The 21,315-nt window shown below is 55.1% G+C and carries 14 protein-coding genes and 4 pseudogenes; 11 read left to right on the top strand and 7 right to left on the bottom strand.

The features are described 5' to 3' along the window. Window positions 1-1,092: 1,092 nt before the first annotated feature. From HDG33_RS18365 to HDG33_RS18355, 3 genes are all read left to right on the top strand, one after another. Window positions 1,093-2,865 carry a sensor histidine kinase gene (locus HDG33_RS18365; RefSeq protein ID WP_184031910.1) on the top strand — a complete coding sequence of 591 codons (1,773 nt, stop codon included), beginning with the start codon at window positions 1,093-1,095 and terminating at the stop codon, window positions 2,863-2,865. Window positions 2,866-2,885: 20 nt separating this feature from the next. Further along, a complete protein-coding gene (locus HDG33_RS18360) occupies window positions 2,886-3,554 on the top strand; it encodes a response regulator transcription factor (RefSeq protein ID WP_260330480.1) in 669 nt (222 codons plus the stop codon). 836 nt (window positions 3,555-4,390) lie between these two features. Next, window positions 4,391-4,912 carry a cytochrome P460 family protein gene (locus tag HDG33_RS18355; RefSeq protein ID WP_184031908.1) on the top strand — a complete coding sequence of 174 codons (522 nt, stop codon included), beginning with the start codon at window positions 4,391-4,393 and terminating at the stop codon, window positions 4,910-4,912. A gap of 79 nt (window positions 4,913-4,991) precedes the next feature. Here the strand turns inward: HDG33_RS18355 and HDG33_RS18350 are convergent, their stop codons facing one another. The 4 genes and pseudogenes from HDG33_RS18350 to HDG33_RS38270 form a co-directional block, all read right to left on the bottom strand. Beyond that, the gene (locus HDG33_RS18350; RefSeq protein ID WP_184031906.1) at window positions 4,992-5,588 is read right to left on the bottom strand and encodes a carboxymuconolactone decarboxylase family protein; all 597 of its coding nucleotides are present in this window, start codon (window positions 5,586-5,588) and stop codon (window positions 4,992-4,994) included. Window positions 5,589-5,952: 364 nt separating this feature from the next. Continuing rightward, window positions 5,953-6,543 (bottom strand): TetR/AcrR family transcriptional regulator, encoded by a 591-nt coding sequence (locus tag HDG33_RS18345; RefSeq protein WP_184031904.1) that lies wholly within the window; start codon window positions 6,541-6,543, stop codon window positions 5,953-5,955. 301 nt (window positions 6,544-6,844) lie between these two features. Continuing rightward, window positions 6,845-8,025 (bottom strand): annotated as a pseudogene (locus tag HDG33_RS18340) (IS3 family transposase). A 159-nt stretch (window positions 8,026-8,184) separates the two neighbouring features. Beyond that, window positions 8,185-8,328, bottom strand: a pseudogene (locus tag HDG33_RS38270) (carboxymuconolactone decarboxylase family protein); the annotation flags it as partial. 307 nt (window positions 8,329-8,635) lie between these two features. Between HDG33_RS38270 and HDG33_RS18330 the strand changes: the two are divergent. The 3 genes from HDG33_RS18330 to HDG33_RS38265 all read left to right on the top strand — a co-directional run bounded on the left by HDG33_RS18330 (window position 8,636) and on the right by HDG33_RS38265 (window position 11,574). Further along, window positions 8,636-9,601 carry a LysR family transcriptional regulator gene (locus tag HDG33_RS18330; RefSeq protein WP_184031900.1) on the top strand — a complete coding sequence of 322 codons (966 nt, stop codon included), beginning with the start codon at window positions 8,636-8,638 and terminating at the stop codon, window positions 9,599-9,601. Between the two features lie 213 nt (window positions 9,602-9,814). After that, the gene (locus HDG33_RS18325; RefSeq protein WP_184031898.1) at window positions 9,815-10,363 is read left to right on the top strand and encodes a carboxymuconolactone decarboxylase family protein; all 549 of its coding nucleotides are present in this window, start codon (window positions 9,815-9,817) and stop codon (window positions 10,361-10,363) included. 788 nt (window positions 10,364-11,151) lie between these two features. Continuing rightward, window positions 11,152-11,574 carry a DUF3331 domain-containing protein gene (locus HDG33_RS38265; RefSeq protein WP_184031896.1) on the top strand — a complete coding sequence of 141 codons (423 nt, stop codon included), beginning with the start codon at window positions 11,152-11,154 and terminating at the stop codon, window positions 11,572-11,574. 711 nt (window positions 11,575-12,285) lie between these two features. Here the strand turns inward: HDG33_RS38265 and HDG33_RS18315 are convergent. After that, window positions 12,286-12,864 (bottom strand): TetR/AcrR family transcriptional regulator, encoded by a 579-nt coding sequence (locus tag HDG33_RS18315; RefSeq protein WP_184031894.1) that lies wholly within the window; start codon window positions 12,862-12,864, stop codon window positions 12,286-12,288. A 306-nt stretch (window positions 12,865-13,170) separates the two neighbouring features. On the opposite strand from HDG33_RS18315, the gene HDG33_RS18310 reads away from it, so the two are divergent. After that, window positions 13,171-13,866 (top strand): response regulator transcription factor, encoded by a 696-nt coding sequence (locus tag HDG33_RS18310; RefSeq protein ID WP_184031892.1) that lies wholly within the window; start codon window positions 13,171-13,173, stop codon window positions 13,864-13,866. Window positions 13,867-14,347: 481 nt separating this feature from the next. Here the strand turns inward: HDG33_RS18310 and HDG33_RS18305 are convergent, their stop codons facing one another. Next, the gene (locus HDG33_RS18305) at window positions 14,348-16,369 is read right to left on the bottom strand and encodes an ATP-binding protein (protein WP_184031890.1); all 2,022 of its coding nucleotides are present in this window, start codon (window positions 16,367-16,369) and stop codon (window positions 14,348-14,350) included. Between the two features lie 519 nt (window positions 16,370-16,888). On the opposite strand from HDG33_RS18305, the gene HDG33_RS18300 reads away from it, so the two are divergent. The 4 genes and pseudogenes from HDG33_RS18300 to HDG33_RS18285 all read left to right on the top strand — a co-directional run bounded on the left by HDG33_RS18300 (window position 16,889) and on the right by HDG33_RS18285 (window position 20,953). Then, complete coding sequence (locus tag HDG33_RS18300; protein WP_184031888.1) at window positions 16,889-17,194, top strand: carboxymuconolactone decarboxylase family protein; 306 nt, start codon at window positions 16,889-16,891, stop codon at window positions 17,192-17,194. A 159-nt stretch (window positions 17,195-17,353) separates the two neighbouring features. Further along, window positions 17,354-18,775, top strand: coding sequence for a hopanoid biosynthesis associated radical SAM protein HpnJ (hpnJ, locus tag HDG33_RS18295; RefSeq protein WP_184031886.1), 1,422 nt, complete (start codon window positions 17,354-17,356; stop codon window positions 18,773-18,775). 43 nt (window positions 18,776-18,818) lie between these two features. Then, window positions 18,819-19,760 (top strand): annotated as a pseudogene (gene hpnI / locus HDG33_RS18290) (bacteriohopanetetrol glucosamine biosynthesis glycosyltransferase HpnI); the annotation flags it as partial. A gap of 89 nt (window positions 19,761-19,849) precedes the next feature. Then, window positions 19,850-20,953: an IS5 family transposase gene (locus HDG33_RS18285; RefSeq protein ID WP_184032153.1), complete on the top strand. Its 1,104-nt coding sequence runs from the start codon at window positions 19,850-19,852 to the stop codon at window positions 20,951-20,953. Window positions 20,954-21,229: 276 nt separating this feature from the next. Here HDG33_RS18285 and HDG33_RS37430 read toward each other — a convergent pair. Then, window positions 21,230-21,315: pseudogene (locus HDG33_RS37430) on the bottom strand (IS5/IS1182 family transposase); the annotation flags it as partial.

Raw genomic sequence — 21,315 nt, 5'->3', positions numbered from 1 at the left:
CACCCGCCAGCACCGCTTCGGCTCGAACGCCTGATGCTGCCCGTTACTCTTACGGGCCGTCTGCCTGTAGAAGTGCCTCATATATTGCACCCATATGCGGTCATCCGCGATGCAATCAACTCAACTTCCCGCGCCTGCGTCGTTCGCTGACGGTCACGATAGCGGGTCAACGTCCTCAACAAAACCGGACGACCAGCGCGCGCGGGTTGCTCCAGCTGTGTGTATCATAAGGCAGAGGCAAAAAAAAGCCGGCTCTTCGGTCCTCGCCCGTCGCGGTCCAGCCCGCATCCAGCATGACGTCTTCCGCGTGAAAGAACTCGCAGATACAGTACAGCAATTCGCCGCAGACGCGCAAAGTTGCTCTGTCGTGAGCAGCACCGGCTGTACGACGCGGCCACGGAGAACCCCTGCGGCTGACGTCGCGCGCTCCCCAATTGACGATAGTCGCATAAGATATCGCAGCAGCTTCTAAACTTCCTGGAAGAGCCACTTATAGCTTGAATGGGATTCCCACATCGTTACAGCGTAACGATGTAATTAGACTAACTTGACTTTTATTACATCTTGCAATCCGGACTAGAATCAAACGTTTTATGCGCACCTTCCGCAAAGACGTCCAACTAAAACATACCAACGTATATCGGTGCATACGTGTGCGCCGAACGCAACGAACTCGGAACTTGCTAATATCAGCAGTGACCTTGCCCTGGCGTGAAACTGATAGGCGGTGGGAGGAAGTGCCAAAGCTCATGTCGAAAACTGCCAAACTGTCAACAGGGACGGTCCCAGTATGGAGTGTGGATGGATGGCAAATCTCCATACCGAGCAGTTCAAACGGGTTGCTATACGCGTGCGCGACCGTCGAAAAGTGATCTGCAGCACTTGAACTTAAGGCTCGGTTCTTCCGACTCAATTCAAAAGATTGCGTCATAGATAGACCTATACGACAGAACGACCAACCACATCCCGGCGTAGCCTGGCCATCCCTCTGAGAGACGTCCATACCGCGCCACATAGCGACTATCGACAGTTACGGCAAAGAAGCAACGGAGGCGCAAACCAATCGAATTCTGCTCGCAAATAACGCACTGCATGCAACACTCCAAGCAGGCAAACGGCAGAAATCAGGCAACTCTCGTCACACGGAAACAGAATCTGAGCGTTGAAACAGGCATGATCGGTAATGGACATCGCACGCAGCTACTGGCAATGGTCCAGGCTACTCAGCAACTTGCACGTGATACCACCGAAGAGGAGGTCGTCGCAACTTTTCTGAAAAGCGCCATTTCGATGGCAAAGGCATCCCGGGTTCGGCTCATCAGGAACGACAGAGGGAAGATGCTCGTCGAATGTGAGGCACGGCGCTACAACAATGACGAAATTATTGTCAGCCACGGTAGCCGATCCGTCGAATCAGAGGGACTGTTGAGGAAGGTCTTCGATACGGCTTCGCTGCCCTATATGCCGGTTTTCTTGGGGACTAACTCCTCCATGCAGGCGCGGGCCTCGGCGAACTCACAGACCGACGCCGTGGATAGCCCCATGTTGTGTATGTTCCTGCTCAATGGTGAGGAGAGCAAGGAGATGCTTTGTCTGGATACACACAGCGATACCCGACCGTTAGACCAGACCCTCATTTATCAGCTAAACATACTTTCAGCGCAAGCTGCAATGAAACGAGAGAATTTGCGGCTCCGTGCATGCATCGCTCGCGAGAATAAAACGATCGAAGAGGTCGAAGTTGCGTTGTGTGCAAATAAGAAAGAGCTGGCGCACATGCAACGGATGAGTCAAACCGGCACCTGGAGGTGGCGCGCGGTTACGGACATGTTAGAAGCGTCCTCAGAATTTTGCCGAATATATGAAATTCCGCGTGAACGACACATCCACAGCGGGAAACTAATAAATCTGACCCATCCTGACGACCGCCCGCTGGTGCGAACAGCACTCGTGAAAGCCATTGCCGCCCGGCGCGTCTTTAAACTCGAATTCAGGATCATGGTCGGCTTCGGGGAAATCAAATACGTCCAAGTGGAAGGTCACCCACAGACTGACGACACAGAAGATCTGCAGTACTTCGGAGTAACTGTTGACGTCACAGAACGACGTAACGCTGAGAATGCTCTCCAAGCGGCGCGCGCGGAACTCGCGCGTGCCCATCGCCTCTCCACGATGGGTGAGATGGCAGCATCAATCGTCCACGAGGTTTACCAGCCACTCACGGGAATTATTACGAACGCGGAGGCTTGTCTAAGATGGCTGTCGAAATCACCCGTCGAAACAGCTCGGGCACGCGATTCCGCTCGACGAGTGGCTCGAGACGCCCGTCGGGCTGCTGACGTGTTCAGAGGGTTACGGGCCGCGGCATCCAATTCGGGTATTACTAAGGTTCCTGTGGACCTCGGTGATGCTATCAGGGAAGTCGCGTTTCTCCTGCAGGGGGAGCTCGATCGCGCGAATATCCGACTACGCCTACAAATCGCTGTAGCCAAACCGGTACTTGGCGATCGCACGCAGATCCAACAGGTTCTGGAGAACCTGATACGTAATTCTATGGACGCTTTGCTACCCGTCGTCGGGACGCAAAAGTCTCTGATCGTAAACGCCACCTCGCATGATTCCGCGTTTGCGATGGTGACCGTCCAGGACAATGGCTGTGGATTCGGCGAACACTCCGCCGAGGAGCTTTTCGACGCACTCTTTACAACTAAACCTAGCGGTATGGGCATGGGACTCAAAGTATGCCGTTCTATCGTAGAGGCCCACGGAGGACTAATTCAAGCCGATCGGTGCGAACAGGAAACCGTATTCCGGTTTACGTTGCAATATTTAGACGCTACATCGGTGAATGATGTCCTGAACTAATCCTACAGCAATAAGCGAATATGTCTTTTTCAGAATCTGAAAATCATGATATGGAATCGTCTTCTTTGGTCTATGTTGTCGATGACGATATCTCGGTCAGAGAATCTGTCGCAGATCTGTTGGCGACCGTAGGCCTAGAGGTAAGGCTCTTTACCGCGGCCACGGAAATGATTGAGGTATTGGCGAAGAACGCGAACAAGGCTGCCGCCTTGCCGAGCTGCCTCATCCTCGATATTCGGATGCCAGGGATCGGCGGACTTGAGGCACAAGAGCGCCTCGCGAAACTCCAGGTTTACATACCTATTGTCTTTATGACCGCGCACGGTGATATTGCGATGACTGTAAAAACGATGAAGTCGGGCGCCCACAACTTTCTCAGCAAGCCTTTTCGTGATCAGGACATGCTTGACGCGGTCTGTTCAGCGACGATTCATAACCGCGCACGCCGCGAAAGCGAACGCGGCCGTCGAGAGTTGCGTGAACGATACGAGTCCTTGACTGCTCATGAGCGAAAGCTCCTGTCCATGGTCACAGGTGGTCTGATGAACAAGCAGATCGCGGCAAAGCTGAATCTGAGCGAAATAACGATAAAAGTACATCGTGGGCAGCTCATGCGTAAGATGAAAGCGAACACGCTCGTTGAACTCGTCAAAATGGAAACACGCCTGTCAAAAAAGGTGGATCACTAAGTCATCTCTCGAGTCACAAATCGCATTAGCACCGACCCGTCTGTATAAATTTCAAGATTTCCTACGATCCTATTTTGTCGTCCTCGCTGGTTTTTAACCGGAGCGACTAAATGACCCGTTTCGCAATCTCGAGGTGCTGCGAACCGCCCCTCGCCTCCAACCCGATGCCTGATGCGTTCCACAGGCAATTTGAATTTATTCCGAACCAGTTCTGTATCACGTCTCTCAGCTCAGACGCCCTAACTGGTTGGACGGTCCTCCACGAAGCACTCGAGAAGACATTAGATTCCAAGACAGGAGACGGGATAGCACTGGTTGCGTCGCAAGTAAATTCCTGCCGATACTGCCTATCTGCGTACACCATTTGAGCAGCTAACGCTGCCAATCTCAGCCCAGAGGAAATCTCGCTCAACCCGATGGGCACATTCAGTGATTCGAAGAGGGACGCTGTGCTCCGTTTTGCGAAGACTACCGGAAACGCGCGGTAAAGTAGCGGAATCTGATCTCGACATCGTGCGACAAGCTAGGTTCACAAACGCAAACCTTGTCAAGATCATCGCGCTTAGCATGCAATTCCTATTTGCCAATTTCATAAACAACGTATTCGACACACCTAGCGACTTCCCCATCGCTATTTTTGACACGAAATTGGCATGGTGGACTATCTTGACCTGAGCGCCGCGGTGTTATCGGCTGACTCGCACACTTGTCACCGGTGGGTTACCGATGTCTGGCGATATACCGAGGTATCCTGTTGTCAGCCTGGAAGATGATTGACGAAGCCGCCGGATTTTCGTTCAATCTCTGCATTGGGTTACGTAGCGAGCGTGAGGAGCATGATGTACGATCCGTTCGAGATGATGGATATATTTGCTATCTGCGTTGCATTAGCGGCGATCGCTTACCTTCGTCAAATTTTACTTACGTCGAGAGAGCGCACATCGAGACCGATGGCGACGCTGGAATATTCAATCTACGGCGATCTCATCCTACCAACCAACTTCCATCAGTGGGTCTATTTCCGGTTGACCGATGAACCAGCTCGTAACCTTGTCGACCAGTGCATAGTAGTGAGCTATCCGGACGCGTACGTTGATCCCGTCGCCTATAAACATTTCCTTTGCAGCAACACGCTTCCTGAAGGCACCATAGCCTTCAAGAGAACCGACGAGAGTCGCCCCATTAAGAGGTCCGGGCTCGCGGAGCGAAGCTGCAGACTGTGTTCTGACTGCTCCGCCATGGAATGTGCCAATGTGGCGGTCAAGGACAGTCTGCAATTCGGCGAGGAGCCAGGGTGGGGGTTTTTTCGCCTGAACCAAGCCGAGCGCGCCGATTCATCACACAAACCGTCAATATAGACCTGCGAAATCGACGAGGGAGACAGTTCTGAGCCCGGGTGTGCGCTCTAGCATTCCAGCAGAAGAGGTAAACGTCTCGCTAGTTATCATAGGAGGACGCTGACCGCTCCGATCCGATCAAGTCTCCATGAACAGCTGTTACACTCGAAAACTCCGGGAAATCAGGCTGAATGTCATATACATTGGCTAGAAGGTTGGTCAAAAATACTTGGGCGCATAGCGCGATGATTTCCACAATCTGCGCATCAGAGTACCCTGCAGCGCGTATGTCGTTTAAGTCCTCCGTCGTCACTTTTCCCCACGATACTGAAACCTTCCGCGCGAACCTTATCGCTGATTCTGCTTCGCGGTTCAGCGATCGGCCGACGCGGTTCAAGGCCATCTCTTGCGGGAAGAGTTTGGCGAAATAGTGTCCGATGTACGAATGAGCACAAACACAATAGTCACAGCCGTTAACTTCAGACACAGCTATCGCGATGTTTTCGCGCGTACGCACATCCAATGTTCGCGAGAGCGCTGCCTGCATCTCCATCAACCCGATCAGCGAGTGTGGACTGATGGACAAGATTCGATAAAGATCTGGAACGAAACCAAAACGCCTGCTAACTAAATGAAACAGGGGTTGTAAACTGGACGCAGCAGTTTCTCGATGACCAGGAATGTCGATACGGGACATGTTGTTCCTCCGATTGCGCCGAGCAAGTACGGCACCGAGTCCATCATAATATTGCTTCAAAATTCTGATAAGCCAGTAATTTTGAAAAGTGCAATTTCAAAACGTGAGAACTTCTGGGTGCGTTGGAAGCGCAAACCGGTAACCCTGCCTTCGAGACGGCCCGCGCGCACGACCTAACCACGCGCACGGTTGATGCGGTTAATTTACCGAGAGTTGGGAAAATGGAGGTGTGGCTGAGGGCGTGAAGCCAGAGTACGAAAGGCGCCACCATCAACGATCGAAATGCCATGCCCGTGGCAGGACCGCGCTTACGCCCTGCGCGACAAACCCGTATCGAGAGATTTATGCTCATCAAAGACGGCCGTCACGAGTCTGGTGGATCAGACGAGATCACCGCATTAAGGAGCGCACTGGTAACCTCTGTAACTGTCACACGGCTCATGTGTATGTTGCGCATCACGGCAATCCCACGCGTAGTGGCGATAACAAGCTTTGCTGCGTCGTCTGCGGACATGGACAATTGCATACCGTCTCCCTCTACGCTAAGAGCTTCGCATAACAAATGCTCGAGCTTGGCAAAGAAGTTCGCTAACGTATCCCGTAGTCTGCGTGACGAATCCCCTGATTCAGTGGTCAACCGGGTCGCGACGACAGCAACACACCGCGAAGTGTTATTAAGAGGGGTGATCAATTCAAAGAAGCACTGTAGGCAAGCGCGCCTATCAGGCTTCGTAAGAGCATGGTTAACCTGCTCGTAAAACTCGCCGGCCAAGTAGTTGAATGCCCTAAGGAAGAACTCTTCTTTGCTTCCGTAAGCGTGGTAGAGTGCGCCACGTTGCACCCCCGTCGCCTCAGCCAACTCGACCATAGTGGCTTTCTTGTACCCTCGGCGCTCCAATACCTCGATTGCAATGTTGAAAACCGCTTGCTCATTAAATCGTCTCTTTCCAGGCATCTAAAAATCCTTACCGCAAACTTCGATTTATCGTACCGAGTAATTAGCCGGCTGGCTGTTCGCGCGCTGGCCATTGTCCATCGACGTCCACGTCTAACAGTGCCGACCGTGCCACCATGAACCCGCTTTGCCTGAGCATTGGCAACCTCATTGTCAAACGCAATCTCAAGTTGATACAGCTTCGGACGCAAACGCAAACGTAATTTGATACACCCCGTCCTGCGGTTATTGGGTGGCGCTGACCTCCTTCGAATTGCGTTTGTGCGCGTTTCTCGGTTTTTCGCCTTCCAGAGGCCCCGAGTTATGCAGCCGTATCCTTTGTCCGCTGAGCCGCAAGCCAGTCTTGCATGAACTGAGTTGGCGACATGAAGCCGAGCGATGAATGACGACGACTGCGGTTATAAACCACTTCGATGTATTCGAACAAGTCCGCAACGGCATAGCGATGCGTGCGATAACGGGTGCCGTGTACCCGCTCGTTCTTCAGGCTATTGAAGAAGCTTTCCGTCGGCGCGTTGTCCCAGCAACTGCCTTTGCGACTCATCGAGCAGCGCATCCCGTACGAGGCCAGCTTGCGCTGGAAGTCGTGGCTGGCGTATTGACTGCCTCTATCGGAATGATGCAGCGCGCCGGGCGCGGGCCGGCGGCGGAACCACGCCATTGTCAGCGCGTCAGTGACGAGCTCCGTCGTCATGCGCGGCTTGACGGACCAACCCACGACCTCCCGATTGAACAGGTCGAGCGTGACCGCTAGATACAGCTAGCCCTCGTCTGTCCGGATGTACGTGATGTCCGAGGTGAACACCTGATTGGGCACGGCCGGCGTGAAGTTGCGGTTCAACACATTCGGTGCGACCTGCAGCTTGTGCCGAGAATCGGTTGTCACGCGATAACGGCGCTTGCGGCGGGCCCGAATGCCATTGGCGCTCATCAGCCGCTCCACACGTGCTTTGCTAGCCGGAAAGCCGCGAGAACGCACCTCTTCGGTCATGCGCGGCGAGCCGTAAGCGCCTTTGAACTTGGTATGAATCGTTCGAATCAACGTCAGCAGTTGCTTATCGGTCAGCCGCTGCCGCTCAGGCGTGCCGCCGCGCTTCCAGGCACGATAGCCGTTCACGCTCACACCAAGGACCTCGCACAGCGCCGCCAGCGGATAGTGCCGGCACTGCGTGTCAATCCAGGCGAACTTCACAGGAGGTCCTTCGCGAAGAACGCCGCCGTTTTTTTTGCGATTTCCAGCTCCATCTGCAAGCGCTTGTTTTCCGCTCGCAGGCGCGAGAGTTCCACCTGTTCTGCCGTGACGACCTTCGCCCCGGGGCCGTTCAGCTTGCCTGCTTCGCAAGCCTTGAGCCAGTTGCGCAAAGTCTGCATCGACATGCCTAGCTCGCGGGCCACGGCGCTTATGCCTTGCCCGGCCTTGACTCGTTGCACGGCGGCTTCCTTGAACTCCGCCGTGTCCACCTGGTGCGGTACCTTGAACATTTCTTCTTTCCTTCCTTTCGGTCGAGTTTATACGCGACCTGCTGGAAGGCGAACTTTCAGGGGCAGCTCACTTCGGGAAAGGTCAATTTTCGTGCCAACCACGTTGTTGATCAGGTTAATGAAGACAAAATATGCTCTCGAGCAACTTCCGGATGAACATCAGCAGCGCCGTCGACTTTGCGACGGTGGAATCACCCCCCGGTTGCGCAACATTTCGTCCGGGCTCAGTTTCCCAAAGGTCATGTCAAGATACGTATGGAGGGACAGGCAATATTTGCATTCGTTAACCTGCGACACCGCAAGGCGATGCGCGCGACGGTTCGCGCGTCAAATGCTGGATATTGCCCCGCCGAGCTGTGTCCACCTATGACGGCGTCAGCGCTAATGGACGCAGCCCGGAAGAGCGCAGGCGCGAAGCACGGCTGTCTGGACGGCTTTCGGCATTTCCTGCGACTCCGTTGGCGCGTCATCGCGATCAGGAATCGTGACCCTGGGCATCTGTTTCCCCTGTTGGCTACCCATTTCTAATTGAAAGGAATGCTAATAGCGCGCGCGTTCGTTGTTAATCCTGTATGTGTGATATGTTTCGTCTGATCAAATGAGAGGATAGATGGATCGCTTTGAGGCAATGTCGTTCTTTATTACCGCGGTGGACTTGGGCAGCTTCTCTGCCGCGGCCCGCAAACTCGGCATTCCCTTGCCGACCGTAAGCCGCAAAGTCGCAGAACTTGAACAGCATCTGAACGCACGATTGCTTGTTCGCTCCACACGGAAGCTGACGCTAACGGAGGCTGGCGAAGCATATCTAAACGCCTGCCGGACTATCCTCGATCAGGTCGGCGACGCGGAACGGAGCGCGTCGGGTGAATATTCAACCCCTTGCGGCGACATGGTCGTCACAGCGCCGATCGTTTTCGGCCGCCTACATCTCTTGCCGGTCGTTAACAATTTCCTCGCTGCCTTCCCGGAGATTCGCATCAAGCTCATCCTATCGGATCGAAGTCTGCACTTGATTGACGACAAAATCGACATTGCACTGCGTATCGGTCATTTGCCGGACAGCTCGCTCGTAGCAATACACGTCGGTACGGTATGCCGAGTGTTCTGCGGAAGTCCCGCCTACTTCGCTGGCGCTGGCAAGCCCAAGAAGCCGGAAGATCTGGCAGACCATTCCTGCGTAAGCTTCGAGGCGTTGGCATCGGGGGCAACGTGGACCTTCGCTTCTAGTCAAGGCCAGCGGCCGGATCGCCAAGTCGGCATTCGCCCCCGCCTCTCCGTAAACACCGCTGAAGCTGCAATCGATGCTGCCATCACTGGTGTCGGCGTAACGCATGTTCGTTGCTATCAGATTGCCCACGCGGTCGAAGCTGGTTTGCTAACACTTGTCCTCAGGGATTTCGAGCCGGAACCGATGCCCGTCAGCGTCGTGCACGCTGGGCAGAAAATGCAGCCCATCAAGATCCGAAGATTCATTGAATTTTGCGTCCCGAGACTGCCTAACGCATTGAATGGTGACAAAGACAGACTTATGGTCGACAACTCGCGTCGCGAGGATCAGGACTCCGTTGGGGCATAACGAACCGCAATAAAACACCTTAACTAAAACCGGCAAATACCGCCAAAGGTGCCTGGTTAGCCAATCTATGCTCGAAAGGATCAAGAACAGCAACCGATCCTTATCACCCTCTCAGTTCTCGAGACAGAACATATCATACCTGGTGGGTTATCTACGCTTGTTGAGCAGGATAGGATCCCTCCAATCGAAACAACGCGTTTGAATGGAGAATACATGGCCGATAGTATTAGCCCATCCGACACGCAAATCCCCGCCGATTCGCAGGCCACCCTCGACAGCTTCGAGAAGCTTTTTGGGTTCGTTCCGAACATTTTTGCGGTGATGGCCCAAAGCCCGCACGCTTTAGCGGCGTTCAAAGGTTTGCAGATTCCGCTTGAGAGAACCCTCGATGCTGCTATGCGCGATCGTATCGCACTCGCCGTGTCGGAAGTGAATGGTTGTGACTATACGGTCCGTGCTCACACCTATATCGGGGCTCAATTCAGCAAGCTTGATGTCACCGAACTCGAGATGAACCGTAACGGTAAATCCAGTGATCCAAAGATCGAGGTGGCTGTGCAGTTCGCGAAGAAGGTCACTGAGACACGCGGAAAGGTGAAAGGAAGCGATCTGCAACAGGTCCGCGATGCAGGATGGACGGATGCTGAGGTTATTGAGATCATCGCGCGGGTCTCGCAATTGCTCTATACCAATTTCGTAAGCAATGTCTTCGAGACCGAGATCGATTTCCCCGCGCTGGAAGCCATCGCCGACGAAGCCTAGAGCATAGGCTGCATGCTTCGTCTGCAATCAGCTCAATAGCGTCGGTTGATGTAAGACACTCCGGCGGATCTTAAACTCCTCCCGATCGGGGCGGCGTGTCTGACCCGGCACGGCTTTCGCGCAAGCTTCGAAGCTTCAGGGCGGAGCTTGCGGAACCTTTTTGAACGAACACCGGTGTACGCGTCGCGCGCGACCGTCGTCACCTCCTCAGTCCTGCCACGCAGCTGCTCCTTCGCTCGTAGTCGACTCGGTTCGCCTAACTCCGTTGCGTCGGATTGGTCTCTTCTCGAAGGTTTCGGACGTCGCTCGCGCATCGGAAGATGACGGTGGACTAATTTCACAAAACGTCGCGTTTGCCGTACGACCGCGAACGCATCATTGCGCGGTGCCTTTGGGCGTCTTCGATCGAACGTTCATTTTTGCGACAGCACAGCTTGCTTTTCCAAGCACAGAGATAGACCACGCTAGAGCCAAGCCGCCTATAGTTGCAGGTGGACAAAGATCAGCGACCCGACCCGCATCAGTTAACCGTCTCCAGTCCAGACGAATCGTTTGACATCCTTTGGCGTCGAACTTCTATACCGATGCATGTTTGTTTCGAGCACTAGCGCCGCGTACCATTTTTCCATCGGTGCCGCACTCATCCGTCACACAAACATCTGCGGTTGATAGACATCCATATCACCCCACCTGTGCGATCGAGGGCGCTACTACTCTGATGGGCGCTCGGACTTCACCGCCATCTCACGTTATCCGCCGCTAAACCCTGAAGTTCCCGGAGACTAGTCATGGAAGCACCGGCTACAACGACCACAGTCGCACCATGGAAGAGCATCGTGCGGTCGCTCGCTCAATCAGGTTCGCAATCGCTGGAAAGGATACTATCGACGAACCTGACAACGCCAACGGGAACCTCGTCGTCGGACGACATGCATTTGCGCAACGCGACCGTCAATATCCTTGAGCGGGTATCACAATCCACCGTGATAGTATCGTGGCATGACCCGACACAATGCAGTTACAGTTTCCAGCTCTGGCGTCGTTTTGGCGCGACCAGACCGGGAATTTGTTCTCTCAGCGGCATCATAATCAACAGGGGCGATAGCATATACAAACCCTTCTCGAAGCCACGACCACTCAACGCGTCCGCGATGATGCTTGCGACTGAAGTTGAAAGTCGTCTCACCCATGAATCTCTTGAAAATTGTTGAAAGATGCACATCGGAAGCAGGCTTGCCCCCGTCTCGTTAGGGATGTATCGCTGCGGAAGAACGGCACTCTCGCGTTACGCAGTAACAACAGGGTTGACCTGAACTTTAGATGGCAATATAAACCTCCATTATTTTCGAGATCCCGTCGATCCTGACGATTGCGAATGCATGGCTTATGGATTCGGACTTTATGGAACCGGTCTTCATCCGCTTTTCGACCTATGATTTTGAAACAGTCACTATCCATCAAAATTCACAGTAGTGCCGCCGAGCATGCTGATCGCTGAACACGCGAACAAAACACAGCTGGTCACTGCCTCACTCAACTGGGGTATCGATAACCGTTTTGATTTGATGCTGAGAATTGCGTAAAGTTTATGGTCCTATCGCGGTGATTCTGTGCTTTTTCCGGGTGATCAGCCAGCGATCTTTCATCTTCGGACGTGGCAGCGCGAGGCTGGTCTTCGTATTTTTGCAATGACCGAATACGTCGCCTTTTTGATTAGACTTGCAGCTGCGAGTACAGATTTCCCACGTATTAGTGCTTCCGTTCTCGGTGCGCTGAAAGCGATCCAGATCGCACTAGGGGCGAAGCGCAGGATGCCCTTTCCGGTTAAGGTGCGAAATCAGCTGGGCGGATGGAGCCGCGCACGCGTCCCTGCTGCCGCCCAACGCTCGGACGCTAATGAAAGAGCATCTGCACAGAACGCATCACCGCTTCAAAACGAGGAGCGCCGAACGGGCAATCCCTTCTAGAAGAGCACGGTTGGGGCGAACGCGGGCCAGCACGCGGATCCCAAGTAAAGTGCCTAATAAGAGGCGGGCCAGGTCACCCGCGGGGACTCCAGTCGACACTTCACCTAGCTCCTGCCCACGTGCTATCGCTCGCCTGAAAAACGCCTCTATCTCAACGAAAACATCTGACACGACTCCTCTCATTTCTGTGTCTTCGTCGCCGAGTTCGAGGGCTGAATTCACCAGTAGACAGCCTTTTCGGTTCTTGTCTTTTATGGAATAGTTGACGATATCTTTGAAAAATTCATCTACCGCGTGTACGGTAGACTGACGTTCGCGAATGACGCGACCTTCGATACCTGTCTCAATGTACCGTGCGAGCGCCATCTTAAAAAGGGCGCGCTTATCGCCGAACGCGTTGTAGAGACTGGCAGCCGTAATCCCCATCGCGGATGCCAATTCACGAACCGACGTGGACTGGTAACCATGGAGCCAAAAATACTCCACCGCCGCGTCGAGCGCGGCTGCCTCATCGAATTCTCTGGGGCGCGCCATTCAAACTATCCTCTAGTGATTGCCGCAGAAGGCAATGCGGGTGTCGATATTGCCCCATTATAAGTGCCGCTGCAGTGAGCAGGTCACCGAGTTAGCGAATCCACCGCACTGCCGCAAGGGTAAAGGTGCGACGGTCTGGCTCAATTGTCAGACTTCCATTCGTCCACGGTTCATCCCATTGGGATTAGCTATGCCCCAAAGGTAGCAAGCGATGCGATGTCGTGTAATACTCCATTACCGCAGAAGAGTCCATCCCGGCGCCGGCAACGGTCCGCGTACGGTCAACTGTAATTCAAAGGGAGAAATATGTTCGACCGTTCCCACTCGCTTCAACGAACACTTGCAGCAGGCAGAACAGAGTCCAAACACGAGTCGATCGTATACGTCGTCGACGATGACGAGCCGACGAGGCGGTCTTTGAGCGCCCTTTTCCGTTCCGTAGGTCTGCGCGCGGAGACGTTCGGGTCTGCGGCTGAATTCCTGTCATTTTCCAAACCGGAGTCACCTAGTTGTCTCATCCTCGACGTGAGACTCCCCCATGGGAGCGGGCTGGAGCTTCAACAGCAGCTTGTAAAAATGGGACTATCCACTTCCATCATTTTTATCAGCGGGCACGGCGATATTCCGATGACTGTTCAAGCCATGAAGGCTGGCGCATTGGACTTCTTGGCTAAACCGTTTCGGGACCAGGATATTCTGGACGCCGTCGCCTCGGCATTGCGCCACGACGCCGAACGTCTGTCAAACGAACGCTCGATGGCAGACTTGCGCTATCGTTACGAGTCAATGAACGCCAAAGAACGGGCGGTGATGGGCTATGTCGTCGCTGGCCTCATGAACAAACAGATCGCGGCCGAAATGAATCTAAGTGAAATCACAATAAAAACGCACCGCGCTCATGCCATGAAAAAAATGGCGAGCCGAACGCTGGCGGACTTCGTCCGCATAGGGGAGATTCTCGGCATCGAGCCAGACCGTCAGTTTCTATGGAAACGCGACTGATTGCTAAGGTTCGCGACTTGTGATGCACAGGTACGTTTCCTTCATCGCAGCGATGCTTTAAGTTGCCAAGGTATCTTATGAATCGCTAATTGGCATGTCAGGCAGGCATTTTGGGCTGTTCTCCGTTGATCGAGGTTGACGTTGCGCGAAATCCCGATTTCCACCACCGGCGATGACGGATCCGTTGAACGCCATCGTGACTCTGGTTGGGTCAATAGCGCTAAAACTGGGACGTTTGCGTCAATGCAGGTTTTGCCTTCATCTGGAGTACTCGAACAAAGCGAATGTGCCGCATCCGGTTTCAAGACGCCGCCCTTGGGGGACCAACATGCCGTTGATGCTAAATCAGCAAGTTCACACAATCCCCGCGTACTCATCACGGCGTTCCGGAGCTGCTCGGCTCGGAAGGCGCGATCTCGAATCGTGCAAGTTGTTATCTTGAGAAGCCGGTTGATGCGCGGACGCTTGAAAACGTATTGAATCAAGTACCAGATGCAAGCTGGGCGGAAGCCCACCCTCCAGCTGCGGGCAGCCATACTTCGAACCGCGTTCCGCGAGGCGTCGACGGTTCGACGGTAAGGCGCCCTTCATGCGCCTCCACTATCGACCGGCATATCGGCAGCCCCATGCCCATGCCATGCGACTTCGTTGTGACAAATGGCGTAAAGATGTAATCAGCGGAACCCTCCTCGATGCCCACTCCAGTGTCCTCGATTACGAGTCTCACGAGCCCCTTGACGGTCGAACTCCCCAGCAGTAGGCGACGTTCGCGATCGGTGATCTCCTGCATTGCCTCAATCGCATTGACTACCAGATTAAGGACTACCTGCTGTATCTGGATCTTATCGCCCCACACGAGACTCGTGCCGGGAACGGTATTCGACTCGACTCGAATAGCGTGCTTTTCAAGCTGAGTCCTTGTGACCAACAAAACTTCGACGACTGCATCGTGCATGTCGAACGCTGAAAAGGAGGGAGCTGACCGTTTCACCAGTGCTCGCAGACTGTGCACCACGTCGCGCGCGCGAGTACTGTCGGATTGAATCCTCTGCAACGCCTCCTCCACTTCCGAGAAGTCAGGCTCGTCGAGTCTCATGAATCTCAAAGCCGCGCCGGCACTCGTTGCTATTGATACTAGCGGTTGACTAACTTCGTGTGTAACAGACGCGACCAGCTGCCCCATCGTCGTAAGGCTTGCCACCCGCGCGAGTTCCTCCCTCGAATTCCGGAGCTCCTCTTCTGCCGCTTCGCGCAGCGCGTTGCTCTCCTGAGTCTCTGCCCAGAGTCGTGCGTTTTCGAGCGAGATTGCTGCTTGTGACGCAAACACTTCAAGCAGTGTCGTCTTGTCCTCGCTGAATGCGCCCGAGATGAGATTGTTCTCGACATACAGTATTCCGACGAGCTCAGATTGTTTCAGCAACGGCAAGCACAGCACCGACCGCAGCCCTCGTTGGCTAACGTAAGGATCCTCTGCAAAATCACCACAACGGGACGCGTCACAGAGCAGCACTCTTCGTTGAGTCCTTGCGACGCACATGAATATTCCTAGCGGGAGCTCAACGTCCTGGACCTGACGCGATTCGATGACATATATGATACCGTCCAAAGACGTTCGTGCTTCGGCTTCTATCCGGAATTCCCCTTTCCGGTGAAGCGCTAACGCGCACCTCTCCGCTCCAGCATGCGCGAGCACGTTTCCGATAAGGACCTCAAGGATTCTGGAGAGTTTGATTTCACTCGAAAGCGCATGAGATGCTGTGAGTATCGCTCTGGTATCCAGGTGCTCGCCCCACGTATCGTTCGCGGGTTTCTTCCGCTCAAGATGGATAGTCCGTGTCAGTCGGGACTCGATCTCTTGCGCTTTTCCTTCCGCGCCCCAATGGCGGTAGGCATAGCGGGCATATCCCAGCAATGTCTCGGCGACTACCGAAAGTTTCTGATCTGAATAAAAATTCGCCGCAGCTTCGAGTGCAACTGCCTCGGTGTGAACGAACTTTAGCTTGCGGCTAAGCTCGATCGCCTTTTCATATAACGATTGCGCATCAGTTAACCGACCCTGTACCCTCGCCATCTCCGCTGCCACCAATGCCGCGCGATCGGTGAAATTATCCGGATATGACTGCGCCAGCAACTCTAGGTATTCTTTGTGCTCTTCCAGCGCGCGGAGGTGCGCTTCACGCACCCGTTTTTCCGTCGCTCTTGAGAATACAGCCGCTCGACAGAGCGCGCCGTAATAAGAGACGTCTGCGGCCTCGACGTATGCGAGGTTGGTGCTGAGCAATCGTTTCGCTTTTTGTTCAGCTTGCAGCGCGCACTCCCAATCACGAAAAAGGACGCAATTCTGAAGGCGATGTACCCAGAATGCCAAGGCGCCGGTGCTCGCGAACGCAGCGCCATCAATAAGATTTTCACTCCAGTCCGACTCTAGGCCACCGGCCTCGAACGTCTGAATGTAGTTCATATAGTATGTTACCCAAGGAATATAGATCTGCAGGTCAATCAACCGACCGGTTGATCGTCCCACTCAGTGACGGGGCGAGACAATGCAGATAATGTGCTTGACAGAGTCCATACCAAAGCGGGGGCTTTCCTCTAGACGAACAGCCATTTTATTCGATGCGTTCTAAAATGGTAGAAGCTTTTCTCTGTCACCATTTTTTGAACCCAAACGATTTGGTGCGAAACCCGCGTCGCTTTCTTGCATTCCCCTTACGCCCTCAGAACCGCGCCGACCGTCACATCGTCGATAGGTGCCATCGCGTCTCCGACGTCATCGAACCGGCTCAGTTGGAAGAGCTTTTTCCGCTTCAACGGGGCAGCGCCTACATGTCAACAAGCGCACGTTAAATACGTTTTCGATATACCGATGTATGTTTGTAGGCAGCTGCACATGGTCATATGATTCCGTTGAGGAGAACAGCACCGGCAGACTCGGTGCTCAATCGCGTTTTCTCGATATGTGATCAATCGTCGAAAGCGAGGAGTCTTAACAGACGCTGCTTCGTTGCGTTGGGAGATGAGCATGTTGGAAATGTCAAATCTGAACCGTCTTCAAAAGCTTGAAGAACATGCATGCGCAGGAATGGCGGCGTTCTGGGCTTTTGATAAAGCCGCCTTTGAGGAAGGCGCCCTGTCCGTTCAGACGAAGCAATTGATTGCGATTGCTGTCGCATTAACCACACAGTGTCCGTACTGTATTGAGCTTCATACAACTGCCGCGCGGGACGCCGGTGCGACTAGCGCCCAGTTGGCTGAGACCGCGGTCGTGGCAGCCGCAATCCGTGCAGGCGGCGCGATCACCCACGCAACTCACCTGATGCGGGAGTAAAGGCGTTTGCCATCCGAACGCACTTTTTACGCCATAGGATTTTGGGCTCTGATGTGATGGACGACTCCCACTAAACGGCGAGAGATTCATGCCAAAGTGGACGGGTCGTGATGTCCACGGCAAGGAGCGTTCATCACATCAGAGCCCGCCAGAACTACTATGAAAACACTATTTTTGCAGGCGCCGTCATACGACGGCTTCGACGGTGGCGCGGGGTCGCGCTACCAGGCCAAGCGTGAAGTGCGCTCGTTCTGGTATCCGACGTGGCTCGCGCAACCCGCCGCACTGGTTCCCGACAGCCGCGTGCTCGACGCGCCCGCCGACGGCCTGAGCGTCGAAGCCACCCTCGAGATCGCCGCGCAATACGACCTCGTCGTCCTCCACACGAGCACGCCGTCGTTTCCGACCGACGCGCTGTTTGCCCAAGACCTGAAAAAGCGCAAGCCGTCGCTGCTGATCGGCATGGTCGGCGCAAAGGTCGCCGTCGATCCGCACAACTCGCTGACCGCCAGTGACGCGATCGACTTCGTCTGCCGTGAAGAATTCGATTTCACCTGCCAGGACGTCGCCAAAGGCAAACCGCTCGCGCAGATCAAGGGCCTCAGCTATCGCGCCCCCGACGGCTCGATCGAGCATAACGAAGCGCGCCCGATCCTCGAGAACATGGATGAGCTGCCGTTCGTCGCGCCGGTATACAAGCGCGACCTGAAGATCGACAAATACCTTATCGGCTATCTGAAGCATCCGTACGTGTCGATCTACACGGGCCGCGGCTGCCGTTCGAAGTGCACGTTCTGCCTGTGGCCGCAGACGGTGGGCGGCCATCGTTATCGCACGCGCTCGGTCGAGAACGTGCTGGCCGAAGTGAAGTGGATTCGCGACAACATACCCGAAGTCAAGGAGATCATGTTCGACGACGACACCTTCACCGACTTCAAGCCGCGCGTCGAGGAAATCGCGCGTGGTCTTGGCGAGCTCGGTGTCACGTGGTCGTGCAACGCGAAGGCGAACGTGCCGTATTCGACGCTGAAGATCATGAAGGAAAACGGCCTGCGTCTGCTGCTGGTCGGCTACGAGTCTGGCGACGACCAGATCCTGCTGAATATCAAGAAGGGCCTGCGCACCGACATCGCGCGCCGCTTCAGCGACGACTGCCGCAAGCTGGGCATCAAGATTCACGGCACCTTCATCCTCGGTCTGCCCGGCGAAACGCAGGAAACCATCCAGAAGACGATCAGCTACGCGCAGGAAATCAATCCGCACACGATCCAGGCGTCGCTCGCCGCGCCTTATCCGGGCACGACGTTGTACAACCAGGCGGTCGAAAACGGCTGGCTCGAAGAGAACAAGGTGATCAACCTCGTCAGCAAGGAGGGCGTGCAGCTGGCCGCGATCGGCTATCCGCATCTGTCGCGCGAGGAGATTTATCATCAGCTCGAGACCTTCTATAAACGCTTCTATTTCAGGCCGTCGAAGATCTGGGAGATCCTGCGCGAAATGCTGACGAGCTGGGACATGATGAGACGGCGTCTGCGAGAAGGCGTCGAATTCTTCCGCTTCCTGCGCGCCCACCAAGCGTGATCGCCGCGCGCTCCGCCTCGGGCAACCCGCGTAAGGCGCAGACATGAAGCGCCTTAAGTGGGTCATCTTGCCGTCCTGTTTGCTGCTCGTGATTGGGCTGCTCACTTTCGAAGGTCCGATGCGTGCAGCCCATCTGCTGCTCATCGCGCTGCTAGGTATCAGCGTTTCGGCGGCCGTAGGCGGCATCAGTTATACGTTGCTGGCAAGCGCATTGATCTCGCGTTTTTTTTCGCGCCCAAGTTCAGATGCCTCCAGCTATCCGCCTGTAACGGTCGTCAAGCCACTGCACGGTGACGAGTGGAACCTGCTCAGTAACCTGTCGAGCTTTTGCCAGCAGGATTATCCAGGTGAAGTGCAGTATCTGTTCGGTGTGCATGATGCGGCTGATCCGGCGCTGAAGGCGGTCGACGAGCTGCGCACACTTTACCCTGAAGCACACATCACTGTGGTAGCGGACGCCCGCCTGTACGGGCCGAACAGGAAGATCAGCAATATCGTGAACATGCTACCGCAGGCGGCCCATGATGTGATGATCTTTGCGGACAGCGATGTCAGTGTGAGCGCGGATTATTTGCGTAGCTTGGTAGGCGAATTGCAGAAGCCGGGTGTGGGCCTCGTGACCTGCATCTATAGCGGGAAATCAGCCCCAGGGTTTTGGCCACATCTGGCGGTCAATGCGATTAACTATCAGTTTGTTCCTGGCGTGGTAACCGGTCTGGCACTGGGCCTCGCGAAACCATGTATGGGACCGACCATTGCAATGCACCGCAGGACGCTGGACATGATCGGCGGTTTCGAACAGTTTGCGCATCATCTCGCCGAGGACCACGCGATCGGCCGGGCTGTGCGCATGACCGGCGAGAGCGTTGCGATTCCACCGTTTTCCGTTTCTCATGCCTGTGTCGAAACGAGTGTCACAAGCCTGCTCTCGCACGAATTGCGCTGGAGCCGCTCGATCCGCTCCATCGATCCGACGGGCCATCTAGCAGGCTGTTGAACTTCGATCCCGTGTAAACGGGGTTTCGGGGCCACGCGTTATGGATATCGTGTTCATGATCTTTGGCAGTGAATTCGATGCGCGGAATGGATGAGATGCAGGAAACCCTCTTCACGACGGTCAAGCTTGAGGACTTTGTTCCAGCCGACCATCCGTTGCGCCCGATCCGTGTGCTGGTCAATCAGGCGCTCAAGCGGCTCAACGGACTGTTCAACGTCATCTATGCGGACAGCGGTCGGGCCTCGATTGCACCGGAGAAGCTGGTGCGTGCGCTGCTGTTGCAGGTGTTCTACTCGGTGCGCAGCGAGCGCATGCTGATGGAGCAGATGCAGTACAACCTGCTGTTTCGCTGGTTCGTCGGACTGGCCATCGAGGACACGGTGTGGAATCACTCCGTCTTCTCGAAGAACCGCGACCGGCTGCTCGAGCATGAAGTCATGGAGTCGTTCTTCACGGAAGTCATGAGGCTCGCCGATAAGCAGGGCCTGCTGTCCCGGGAGCATTTTTCGGTCGACGGTACACTGATTCAGGCATGGGCGAGTCACAAGAGTTTTCGCCGCAAGGACGGTTCGGACGATCCGCCGGCCGGCGGCGGGCGCAATGCCGAAGCCGACTGGAAGGGAGAGCGGCGCGGCAACGACACGCATGAGTCGAGCACGGATGCGGATGCGCGCCTGTTCAAGAAGAGTAAGCAGAGTCCGGCGATCCTTTGTTATCAGGGGCATATTCTGATGGAGAACCGCTCGGGGCTGGTGGTCGGTGCCGTGGTAAGCCATGCAGATGGCTTTGCCGAACGGGCCAATGCGCTGCGACTGCTTGACCGCGTGCCGGGCACTCACGCAAAGACAGTCGGCGCCGACAAGGCGTACGACACGCATGATTTCGTAAACGATTGCCGGGCGCGAAACGTGACCCCGCATGTCGCACGCAATGACGCTCGCCCCGGTGGCAGCGCGATCGATGACCGTACATCGCGGCACGCGGGATACCAAATGAGCCAGGTCATCCGCAAGCGTATCGAGGAGCATTTCGGCCGGGGCAAGACGGTCGGCCGTATCCGGCAGACGGTGTATCGCGGCATCAAACGGGTCGACCAGCACTTCAAGCTCACGATGGTTGCGAGCAACCTCACACGCATGGCGCGAATAATGGACGCGGTGTCTGCGGGAGCGGTGCAATGAGCCGCCGTGGTGCACGGACTGAGGCGCATGGCACCGCCGCGCGGGCGCGTTGCCTGCACAAACTGACAGCTGGATATCAGCTGAAAATCGCACGCGAAACACTCCGGAACATTGCTTCGGTCTTTATGACGAGACGCTTTTCAACAGCCTGCTAGGCTCCGCGTTGATGCATCCGTTCGCGTTCGCCACGCTGGCGACCGTACTATCGGGCGCCGCAAGCTGGTCATGGGTGCTTGCCGCCATTGCCCTGCTGGCACGCCTCTGGCTTAGAGCGTGTTAGGCACTTTTCATAATCGGTGCAGCATGAACGAGCATAAGCATGGCGAAGACGACGAAGTGCAGGCCTGCCAGGGTTTCGGGCA

The sequence above is a fragment of the Paraburkholderia sp. Cpub6 genome (assembly GCF_014201065.1).
GTDB classification, from domain to species: domain Bacteria; phylum Pseudomonadota; class Gammaproteobacteria; order Burkholderiales; family Burkholderiaceae; genus Paraburkholderia; species Paraburkholderia tuberum.
The sequence above is the reverse complement of the archived record's forward strand: the minus strand, read 5'-3'. Positions and strand labels throughout refer to the sequence as shown.

Excerpts from the sequence above, each read along its gene's own strand:
- HDG33_RS18310 (WP_184031892.1), top strand. The coding sequence starts at position 13,171 with ATGTTCGACCGTTCCCACTCGCTTCAACGAACACTTGCAGCAGGCAGA.
- HDG33_RS18285 (WP_184032153.1), top strand. The coding sequence starts at position 19,850 with ATGCGCGGAATGGATGAGATGCAGGAAACCCTCTTCACGACGGTCAAG.
- HDG33_RS18360 (WP_260330480.1), top strand. The coding sequence starts at position 2,886 with ATGTCTTTTTCAGAATCTGAAAATCATGATATGGAATCGTCTTCTTTG.
- HDG33_RS18300 (WP_184031888.1), top strand. The coding sequence starts at position 16,889 with ATGTTGGAAATGTCAAATCTGAACCGTCTTCAAAAGCTTGAAGAACAT.
- HDG33_RS18355 (WP_184031908.1), top strand. The coding sequence starts at position 4,391 with ATGATGTACGATCCGTTCGAGATGATGGATATATTTGCTATCTGCGTT.
- HDG33_RS18350 (WP_184031906.1), bottom strand. The coding sequence starts at position 5,588 with ATGTCCCGTATCGACATTCCTGGTCATCGAGAAACTGCTGCGTCCAGT.
- HDG33_RS18315 (WP_184031894.1), bottom strand. The coding sequence starts at position 12,864 with ATGGCGCGCCCCAGAGAATTCGATGAGGCAGCCGCGCTCGACGCGGCG.
- HDG33_RS38265 (WP_184031896.1), top strand. The coding sequence starts at position 11,152 with ATGGAAGCACCGGCTACAACGACCACAGTCGCACCATGGAAGAGCATC.
- HDG33_RS18330 (WP_184031900.1), top strand. The coding sequence starts at position 8,636 with ATGGATCGCTTTGAGGCAATGTCGTTCTTTATTACCGCGGTGGACTTG.
- HDG33_RS18345 (WP_184031904.1), bottom strand. The coding sequence starts at position 6,543 with ATGCCTGGAAAGAGACGATTTAATGAGCAAGCGGTTTTCAACATTGCA.
- hpnJ (WP_184031886.1), top strand. The coding sequence starts at position 17,354 with ATGAAAACACTATTTTTGCAGGCGCCGTCATACGACGGCTTCGACGGT.
- HDG33_RS18325 (WP_184031898.1), top strand. The coding sequence starts at position 9,815 with ATGGCCGATAGTATTAGCCCATCCGACACGCAAATCCCCGCCGATTCG.
- HDG33_RS18365 (WP_184031910.1), top strand. The coding sequence starts at position 1,093 with ATGCAACACTCCAAGCAGGCAAACGGCAGAAATCAGGCAACTCTCGTC.